The organism is Terriglobales bacterium (assembly GCA_035567895.1).
Lineage (GTDB): Bacteria > Acidobacteriota > Terriglobia > Terriglobales > Acidobacteriaceae > Gp1-AA112.
Genome location: DATMPC010000116.1, coordinates 1 through 10,129, shown reverse-complemented (window position 1 = coordinate 10,129; position 10,129 = coordinate 1). Strand labels below are relative to the sequence as shown.

Genomic DNA, 10,129 nt, shown 5'->3' with positions numbered 1-10,129 from the left:
TCGAGAAAGAGCGAAAACCACTCCACTAAGGAACGAAGCTCAACTGAACTGCGTTTCGCTTCGTTCCCAGCTCGATTGTGCGAATTTCTGCTGAATTCGCAAATGAAGACATGATCAAGTCGCCCCTCGTTTGAGTACGTTCTCCGAGGTCAGTAGTCGTTAAAATCGCGTATCACTCATTAACCGAAGCTTGTGCCCTCGCTCCGCCGCCGCAAAGCAGCAGTCTCCGACGCCTACATTCATTGTGTTCTCCTTCTAAACGAATTGAGCCGCTACACTTAGCGGCTCACCACCCGGCCGAAGCAAATCAAACGCCGGTGCAAAAAGGAGCAGCATGCAAAATGGAAGCGTCATTCAAACCAAGCGGCGCAGCGGACAGAGTGTATGGGAATTTCGATGGCGAGATCGAACCAGCGGGAAGGCGGTCTATCGTCGCATCGTGGTGGGCACTATTGAGCAATACAAAACCGAGGCGAATGCCCGCGAAATTGTCGAAGGGATTGTTCTCGAGATCAATTCTGATGATCTACGTTTGCGGCCAACTGTGCTGACCGTTTCTCAGTTGATCGAGCATTATCGTCGAAGAGAACTTTTCGTTGATAATACATGGAATCGTATGCGACCAAGATGGGCTACGAGAATTACTTGAAACGGTGGATTGCTCCAAAGTGGGGCATGTATCCACTCGCCAGGATAAAGCCGATCGAGGTCGAGTTATGGTTGCGTCAACTTCCCTTGGCTTGCGGTTCCTGCGCCAAGATCAGGAACATCATGAGCGTTCTCTTCAACCATGCGTGCAGATATGAACTCTATTCCGAGAATCCGATTCACCTCGTTCGCCAAAGTGCCAAACGTCGCAGAGTGCCGCACATTCTGCACGTTGACGAGATCAAGCGGCTCCTAGACAACGTCGCATTCCTTCCGCGTCTCCTCATCTTTCTCGATGCCACGACTGGTCTGCGCCAGAGTGAACTCTTCGGGCTGCGATGGAGCGACCTGGACTTCGACAACGCAGAAATCAACGTCGTGCGTTCGGTTGTTCACGGTGTTATCAGCAGGTGCAAGACTGAATCCTCTGCCAAGCCGATCCCGATGGCTCCTCTGCTCGCCGAGATGCTGAAGGAGTGGCGGAATGTGACGCGCTACCGTTCCGACAATGATTGGGTGTTTGCCAGCAAGAGAGCCAAGGGGAAGCGTCCCATCTGGGGACAGAGCATGATGCGAAAACAAATTCATCCGAAACTCGAGAAACTAGGAATCAATAAGCGAATCGGATGGCACACCTTCCGGCATTCCTTTTCAACTCTGCTTCGACAGCTTGGCACCGATATCAAGGTGCAGCAGGATCTCCTGCGGCATTCATCGGCACGGCTCACCCTCGATACCTACACACAAGCTGTCACACCAGCAAAGCGAGACGCTCAAAACGCGGTGGTGGAACTCCTCTTTGTCGGCCGATTAGGAGTCGTCGCTGCACCTACGGTAAAGATTTGGAATATAAGCTATTTAGGTACAGACGCACCAAGCTATTGCAGTAGGGTTGCACCTTTCTGCACCTAGGCCAATCGAACCATCCATTCCGTAAATCTTCTGGAATGAATGGCGGGGGCGACGGGACTCGAACCCGCGGCCTCTGCCGTGACAGATTTTCAGCGACTTACATTCTCAGCGGGAGCTGCCAGTCGCTGTAAGGCGTCGCAAGAATCAGTTTCCTGTGGGTAAGTTTGTGGGTAGAAATTTTGGAAGGATCAATACAGTTGGCTGACGGGCTGGGAGTTGGTAACCGCCCGACCCCACTTTCAGAATCACGGCGTGGGTTCATAATACCGGGGCATGACTCCAGTCGCGGACAAACCCCTCACCCCGGACTGCGTGCAGGCAAGGTGAAGTCAATCCGCTCTCTCCAATTCCTCGGGAAGAGAGGAGCCTGACCTGCATTCTGAGCGGTAACGCCTGGTTACGTAAACCATCCAGCCGCCGAATCAGCAGCACGGCCCGAGTAGATGAGGCTTCCTCTATCCAAATCTTTTTCTGGAGGCGAAATCAGAATGCACTCCGAACCGGACATGCGCGAGCTGCCATTGAAATACCTTGAACTAACCCGTCTGGACTTCCCTCAACGCGTCGAACTCAAGCAAAAGGTCCGCTGGCGCAGCGGACGCTACTTCGGCGAAGAAAGTAGTCCCAATGCCGCCATCACATTCGCACCATGCGTGTGGGTTAGCACTCCTGGACGCATTCTGTAATCGAATTGCATTTCACCATTCTCGTAGTGTTCTTCAAAGTGCACATTGATCGCACGGCCATCGAGAACGTTGATCGCGTCGGTTAGGGCTAGATCATGGGTCGTCACGAGGCCGACCGAACCGCTCCCAATCAATTGTTCGATCACCGCCCTTGCTCCAAAACATCGGTCATTGGAATTAGTTCCGGCAAGTACCTCATCCAGCAGGAAGAGGATGTTATTGTCCCGCGACAGAGCGAGTATCCATTTCAGACGCTCCACTTCGGCTTGGAAACGTGATTTCCCCTGCAAGAGAGAATCTTGGACAGCAATCGAGCAGCCGAGCTGCAATGGCGAGATCTGAAGTCGGCCAGCGCGCACCGGGGCTCCCGCAAGTGCCAAGACCGAGTTCAGGCCTACCGAACGAAGCAAAGTGCTCTTGCCTGACATGTTCGAACCGCTGACCATGGCCAGTTGTGTGCCTTGAGCGTCAAGCTGGAGATCGCATCGGACGCAAGTCTTGGAGTCGAGCAACGGAGGCCCTAAAGCTTTGGCCTGGAAAAACGCAGAGGATTGGGGCTTAACGATTGCAAACGTATGATCCGGATTCTCGTAATAATACCGAGCCAAACAGAGTAACGCCTCGAACTGGCCGAGCAAATCCAGCCATCTGGCCAATCCCTCTCGGTTCCGCTGCCGCCAGCGCTCGATGAGAATCGCAAGATTAGTGCCCCACAGAATCAGCGAGGACGGCAGCGCCACGTACTCGCTCTGGCGAAGATTCAGGAGCCACACATACCCACTCAATATACGAATTTGTTTCGAGGGGCGGCCTCCTGATGCCGTAAGTCGCGACTGCAAAAGTTTGAGCAACGGGCACTGGAAATTCTCTGTTTCCAGGCGATTGAACAACGGGACAAGAAGTTCCAACTCGAACGAAGGTAAGATAGGGTTGGTCGCTGTGAGCCTTGTTTTCTTCAAAAGGATAGCCGCGAATAGCACTTCTAACATGATGCCGACGGCGATGGCCCAAGACCAGCTCTCGCCGAAGGTTCCGGCGCGCGCCAGTATCGATAGGACAATCAGGAAGCTTGGCAGTACCCTCCCAAACGCCGCGGCGTATGGCGGGAATGAGGTGGCAGGAGCCTCCGCCCAGTCACGAACGGCTGATGAATCGACTTGGTCGAGTGCATCCCCTCCAACAGACGCCCAGTCCTCCCGCAAATCGAGCCTGTCGCGAAGCTCGGCAACGGCTACCTGTCGCTCCGTGACTTCGCCGCAATCCGCCGGACAGAGCAACCACCTCGCTAGCGTTGCCCGACCGACTCCAGTCCGCGCCGTACACAGTAATTCGAAAAGAGATCCGGTACCAAACACGTCCAAGTCGGAAGCGTACGGATGGCTGTCAGGCCGAAAATCATCACCGTCAATTCCCTTCCCCTGCCACTCATGGCGCAATCGCGCCACACCGAGCTCGTAAAAACTTGCGATCCTCTGCACGCGGCTATGTATGCGCGCGTTCCTTGTAAGCGACTGTATGACAGACAGGACGCCTGCCGAAGGCAGCAGAATCCAAAGCGGCGAAATTAAGTGCGATGAAAGTGTTGCATAGGCGATGACAATTCCGGCCAGGACAACCACGATGAGGTACGTCCACAGGCGCTGGTGCAACACTCTGATGTCCGCAAGCTGCCGTTGTCGTCTTTCCAGACGCCAAGTGTATTCACTCGCTGAGACCTCACATTGCGGGCTATATGATTCAGAATTGTTCATAGAGACCCATCTCCTTTCCAGGACTGCGAGCCTGGTTCTACATGGTCCAACACGACCAGAGCATGGCCGTCCAAGCGACGGCATCCGATTCAGTGCAGGAGGGGCTACAACGAGAAGATGGGTGGGGGCCGCTGAAAGGGGGGAGACAGACTTGGTTCATTAGGAGCTACGATCATTACTTGAGATCGTCGTGCCCATCGTTGCTCGACGACAAACGGAAAGAGAGAGACTGGAAGCGCATGGAAACAGGCGACTACCAGTTTGCGTATACCGGCAGAGTGAACGACGACAAACGCGAGCAGGCAAGCAAGCGCCAGGGATGCGATTAGCTTGAAGAAGCCACCGGTCACGAGGGGACGGAAGTCTGCCACGCAAAAAACAATAAAACAGTGCGCAACATTCAAGAACATTTGGCTGTAGCGATAGCAGCCCATGCATGCCTCTGACCACCAAGTATAGCTGCCTAAGTCGTTTTCGAGGCCTCGCCGACCCTCATTCTTGGAGATTGCTCCTCGCTCGGGGTCATAGGCGTTGACATACACCTCCGGTGGGAAGATCGTGCTGTAGTTTACTGGCACTCTCTTTTCATCACTTGGCAAGCCTGGCGGGCATTAAAATCCACGACAGGCGGCATCCAATCCAAACGAGGCTGCAAGGTAAAGAATGGGAGTAAGGTCCTCTAGGTCGTTCATCTGGCTTCTGATCGTCCTTCTCGCGGTTGCTGGTCGTTCGTTCCCGCAAGGCGAGGCAGCCTCGCTGACGATTCACTTCTCCGGTGGGACAAGTACTTTCCACGCGGGCGAAGTAATTCCCATCGAGCTGAGTTTTGCTGCTTCTCTCCCCGGCGCCTATAACGTGGACACTCGCAATTACGACCGCAGCGGCCGTCTGGACATGGAGCAATTCCACGTTACACCACTCGGACGCGACCCGCTGGCCAACTATTACGCCAACGGAGCATTCATTGGAGGCGGACTCGGAAGCTCCCGAGTTCTGAGCGACGAACCACAGGTCATGCAAGAGGATTTGAACGAGTGGGTGGCACTGGATGATCCAGGCCATTACACGCTTTATGTGACCACCGGCCGCGTTTCACGCCACGGTCCGACCAAAGACGAACCGCTCCAACTCCACTCCAATTCGCTGGAGTTCGACGTGATCGCAGCCAGTCCCGAATGGCAGGAGCAGACATTAGCGTCAGCAGTCTCGGTTCTCGACTCTACCGCCAGCTCTGACGACGAAAAGAGAGACGCAATCCGTGTTTTGCGTTTCCTGGACTCGCCGAGGTCCATCCAGGAATTGGCAAAGCAGATGGGCAATCTCCCAGATGGGCGGCGATTTGACTGCGTAGCAGGTTTGGCTGGCTCACGGCATCAGGATCAGGTCGTTCAGGAGTTGGAGCGTCAGATGAACGCACCGGATACTGCCATCACCGGAGATTACCTTTATACGCTCACGAAGCTCAAACTGCAGGTCGAACACCAGCCTCTACCTCCCTATCCCGAGCACGATGCGCAACAACAGAAGATTTGGCAGGAGCGCATGCAAGAGCAAGAGGAGCAATTCTCAAAGCTTGAGGATGCTCTTTTTGAAAAAGCCGCTGCGCTCGTGTCCACCAAGCAAGGCCGGGCACGGGCGGAGACGGTTGAGGCTCTGCTTTTGCGTCCGGCTCGCGGTTCCCAGGACGTCAAACCTCTCACATCATTACCAGGCACCGAGATTGCAGCGGCGTTTCTCGCGCTCTCGCCCGATCAGCAATGGACTCTGCTTTCCACTTTTTGGGAACGGCTGAAAGTCCCAGCGATGACGACTGCACTCGAAACGACCGTCGCTGAGGCTGATATCAAGCACCAGATGCTCCGCGACTCCGCCATGCAGCGTCTGTATGAACTGGATCCAGAGGCAGCGAAGCCCTACATCTTGGAAGAGATCAGGCATCCGCACGTTGACAACAAGATGTTTACAGTAAAGGCTCAGACGCTTGGCGTCTTGCCGCAAAAGACCCTCCCGGAATTCGATGAGCTCCTCGTGACACGCCTGGAAAGCAAAGACAGCCACACCATGCCTCTTGACGCGCAGCTGATCGCGCGCTACTCGACCAAGGCGATACTGCCAAGGATAAAGTCTCTATATGAGGCCGTTCCCGGCCGTTGGGATTGCATCACGGAGGATGGCTTTGTTCTCTATTTTCTTCGCACTGAACCAGACTACGGGGTACAGCGTTTGGCAGCAGCACCCAGTGCTTGCATGACAGAATCGATCCCACAGGTCATCAAGATGAAGCGCTGGAACGAGATTGAAATCAAGGTCGTAGCTCAATTAGATAATCCCGACCTGAACCGCGCTCGACAAGCTGCCGAAACCTTGGCCAAGTATGGCAGCGCCAAAGCCGAGGCCGCCCTCTGGGAGCGCATGCGGCGCTTTCACAAGCAGTGGGTAGACCGAGAGAACGACCTCAGTTTCCGATCAAGCACTCCGCACGATGCAAGCGAAGCGATCGGTTTTCAATACGGCATGGTTGAATCGATTGCCAGGGCGCAGGGCTGGTTGCTTAGCAATGAGCAAGTCGATGAACTTGAGAAACTGGCGCTTGGGTCGGAACGCGATAACGTGAAGCAACGTCACTGGAACTCGCCGGTGGAGTTCAGTCTTGATTTTCTCTTCGATGGTCAATTGCGTGCTGACATCAACCACCAGTATTTTCCCAAGGATCTTGCTTCGCTCCGAGAGAAACTGGGGCAGTATCCCAGCGGCACGAAATTCCGGCTAACAGTGCTTGGCCAGGAGGATCGCCTTTCTTCTGTGTTACGGGCTGTCAATGAGGCTGCGCTGGAGCACGGATTGACTATAGATCTCGCTCACTAAACGCCAAGATGGTGGCCTGTCCGCGAAAAGGATAACAAGCGATATTACAGATCGGTGCGACCATTGTTGATTAGGTTCGCCTGCGGTCAGGTAGTCTCTGGGACCGGCGTTCTGTTTCCCAGTCACAGCACCTTCGTGCAAGCGACATTTGCGGCCCTGCCGGTTATTGTCGATTGGAAAAACCACACACGAGTGTATTCCCGTGTCGAAAGAAGTCGAAATTTGAGCCCTATAGCCTGCTAACGTCAACGGAGAATCGACCTCATCTCAAGGTGTACCAAGGTGCGGCCACCGGAGATCAACTGAGTCTTATTCTCGTCGCAGCGTTTCGGCTGGATCTATAAGGGCGGCTCGGCGTGCGGGCAGAGCGACTGCAAGCAATGCTGGCCCGATCAGCACTAACGCAGAGCCCAGCAAGACGGACAGCGATGTAGAATGCGCGCCGTAGAATCGCGAACGAAAGACGTAGCCGGTAGCAATCGCGCAAGCCAGCCCCAGCATTGTGCCCGCCATAAGCCAGCGACCCTCCTCGTAGAGCAGCAGCCTGACGATTCTCTCCCGCGAAGATCCAAGGGCTAAACGTATGCCGATTTCCTTTTCGCGCAGCGAGACTTCATAGGCAAGCAGGCCGTAGGTTCCAAGTATTGAGAGAAAGAGTGCGACCACGCCGAATGACATGGCCACTTCAATCAGGAATACACGTTCGGAAACCTCGCTCGACATTTCTTCGGCCATCGTCTCGAACGCGAAGACCGTCGCCTCCGGAAACTGGGTTTTGGCCCTCGTCCTAACTGCATTCTTTAACAAGGTGGGGTCGCCACTCACATTCAGAATGAATCTGGCAAAGCCATTGGGGTTCTCAGCGCGCGGAATGTAGAGGTCCGGTCCTGGTTCCGAGACCAGATCGTAGTTGTGCACATTGCCCACGACACCCACTACCGTAGCCCAGCTCTGGCCCTCTGCGATGTGGATCTCCCCCGTGTGCACGCGATGTCCCAGCGCGCTTTGCCCCGGCCATTCACGCGCTGCCAAAGCCTGATTGACGATTACGACATGATTGCGGCCATCGTCTTCCGCATTAAAGTCGCGACCCTCCAGCAGCGCTTGCCCAATGGTGAAAAAATAAGCCGGGCTGATGGCATACGAGTTGGGATTGATATGGATCGGCCGCCGGCATCGTTCCGGATGCACATCGGCACAGAAGTCGTAACGATTGACTGCGTGTCCGAGCGGTTGATGATCCGTCACGGCGACGGACACTACGCCCGGCATTTGACGCAGGCTCTCCGCCATCTGCGTCAACTTCAGCTCCGCTTGCAGTGCTTCGGGCTTCGTCAGATGGTCCGAACCCAACTCGGCCTTCAACATTAGTAGATGATCCGGCGCGAAGCCGAGCGGCTGGTGCAAAAGTAGATACACGCCGCCGATCATCCATCCCGCGCAGGCCAGAAGCGCCACGGTGAGACTGAGTTGCGCAACCACCAGCAAACGTCCGGCGAATCGCAGGCTGCGTCCCGCAGTACTTCGTCCCACACCCTGAAGATCCCGCAGCAGACCCGGTCGCAGTGTTCGCCAGGCGGGCAGGAGCGTGAGGAAGAAAGTGACCCCAGCGGAGACTGCGATCACGAACATGATGACTGCCGGACGCATAGAGGCATGGGCCAGCCGAGGAAGGTGTAGTGCCGTTGTGCTCTTCAGTAATCCCAAAACAACGAGGGCGAGTCCAAGGCCACTGGTCGCGCCAAGGCTAACGAGTACTGAGCTTTCGATCATCAGTTGCCTGAGGAGCTGAGCAAGCGTGGCTCCGAGGGTCGCCCGCGTGGCGAATTCGCCCCGTCGCCGCGTGTTACGCGCCAGCAACAGGCTCGCAAGATTGGCGCAAGCGATCACCAGCAGTAAGCCGCAAGCTGCAAGGGTCATCAGAAGCGCAGGCTTCGTTTCCGTGCCAACCAGTAACTCAATATAGGGAAAGACCACGGGCGGTTCCTTGAGCGCAGCCGCGTAGTCGCGATACTCGTTGGGGTAGTCCTTCTGAAGCGTTTGCTCCACGCGCGCCAAATCGGCATTCGCCTGGCCAACTGTCACTCCTAGCCGCAGCCTGCCGATCAATTCAAAACTGCGGTCGCCTCGCGAATTTGGCCGTTCCTCGCTGTCGCAGCCTATCTGAACAAACACCTCAGGCTGATTCAGAGCGTAAGACCCCTCAATCGTCTGCTTCAGCGGCATCACCCCTGCGATCTGAAAGTCTCGTCCATCCAGGTTCAGCATTCTGCTGCCCAGCTCGTTGCTTCCGCCCAGACGCTTCCAGAAACCGCCGCTCACCACCGCCAGAGGAGCGCAATCCTGCTCATTCCCCGTAATCGGCCAGCTTGTTCCGAGTGCGAAGCGAGTTCCCAGCGTCGAGAAGAAGCCTTGCGACACAGCCAGAATCCGATGCGCCGTAGCATCGGTTGTCTTCTGTGTCGGCGACCACTGACGATATGCAGCCAGACTGCTGAATGTGGTCGAACGCGACTGATAGTCCTGCATCGTGGGGATGGAAACACTGCGGTCTGGCTGGGATTCCACGGCGACGAGTCGATCTGGCTGTGGAAAGGGCAGCGGTTCCAGCAGCACCGCGTCGAGAACGGCGAAGATCGCCGTCGACGCGCCAATGCCCAGGGTGAGCGTCAGTATGGCGGTGGCGGCGAAACCCGGACTTTCCCGAAGCTGACGAAACGCATATCGAAGAAGTGCAAGCATAATTCGAGCCCCCCGAAGGCTGCGGGAGCCGCACGGTCACCTATCATAACCCAGATGGCTTTGTCGATTACTGGCGCCTTGTTCGGGTGACTGCGTCATGAGTGCTGGTCTATTAAGATCGCGCGATAGATGGCAGCCCCAACAATCCCGGGTTCATCACGGCAGTGATGGACCTGGGTATTAGATCGAACCCCAACTTGCACCGGGCCCTTAAGCGGCCCATTCAGAGTACGGACAGAAGCATGGCAACGGTGGGGTGGCGTCGGCCAGAGTTTTCCAGAGAACTTGGTTCGAAGCAAATCCAGAATGTTCTGTGACCGAAACAAAACGATGATGATACAGAATTCCAGAACCGTGAGGGAGTGTGGATGCCAACAAGCAAGCTCGAGAAAGAGCGAAAACCACTCCACTAAGGAACGAAGCTCAACTGAACTGCGTTTCGCTTCGTTCCCAGCTCGATTGTGCGAATTTCTGCTGAATTCGCAAATGAAGACATGATCAAGTCGCCCCTCGTTTGAGTACGTT

The 10,129-nt window shown here is 55.5% G+C and carries 5 protein-coding genes; 3 read left to right on the top strand and 2 right to left on the bottom strand.

The annotated features are described in order from the left end of the window. The first annotated feature begins 606 nt into the window (after positions 1–606). Positions 607–1,560: a site-specific integrase gene (locus VNX88_24995; GenBank protein ID HWY71948.1), complete on the top strand. Its 954-nt coding sequence runs from the start codon at positions 607–609 to the stop codon at positions 1,558–1,560. Positions 1,561–2,161: 601 nt separating this feature from the next. On the opposite strand, the gene VNX88_24990 is transcribed toward VNX88_24995, so the two are convergent. Next, the gene (locus VNX88_24990; GenBank protein HWY71947.1) at positions 2,162–3,997 is read right to left on the bottom strand and encodes a hypothetical protein; all 1,836 of its coding nucleotides are present in this window, start codon (positions 3,995–3,997) and stop codon (positions 2,162–2,164) included. A 179-nt stretch (positions 3,998–4,176) separates the two neighbouring features. Here VNX88_24990 and VNX88_24985 point away from each other — a divergent pair, with 179 nt between their 5' ends. Both VNX88_24985 and VNX88_24980 read left to right on the top strand, forming a co-directional pair. After that, positions 4,177–4,326: a hypothetical protein gene (locus VNX88_24985; protein ID HWY71946.1), complete on the top strand. Its 150-nt coding sequence runs from the start codon at positions 4,177–4,179 to the stop codon at positions 4,324–4,326. Positions 4,327–4,660: 334 nt separating this feature from the next. Beyond that, a complete protein-coding gene (locus VNX88_24980) occupies positions 4,661–6,862 on the top strand; it encodes a hypothetical protein (GenBank protein HWY71945.1) in 2,202 nt (733 codons plus the stop codon). Positions 6,863–7,171: 309 nt separating this feature from the next. Here VNX88_24980 and VNX88_24975 read toward each other — a convergent pair whose 3' ends face one another. Continuing rightward, the gene (locus tag VNX88_24975; GenBank protein HWY71944.1) at positions 7,172–9,604 is read right to left on the bottom strand and encodes an ADOP family duplicated permease; all 2,433 of its coding nucleotides are present in this window, start codon (positions 9,602–9,604) and stop codon (positions 7,172–7,174) included. Positions 9,605–10,129 lie beyond the last annotated feature (525 nt).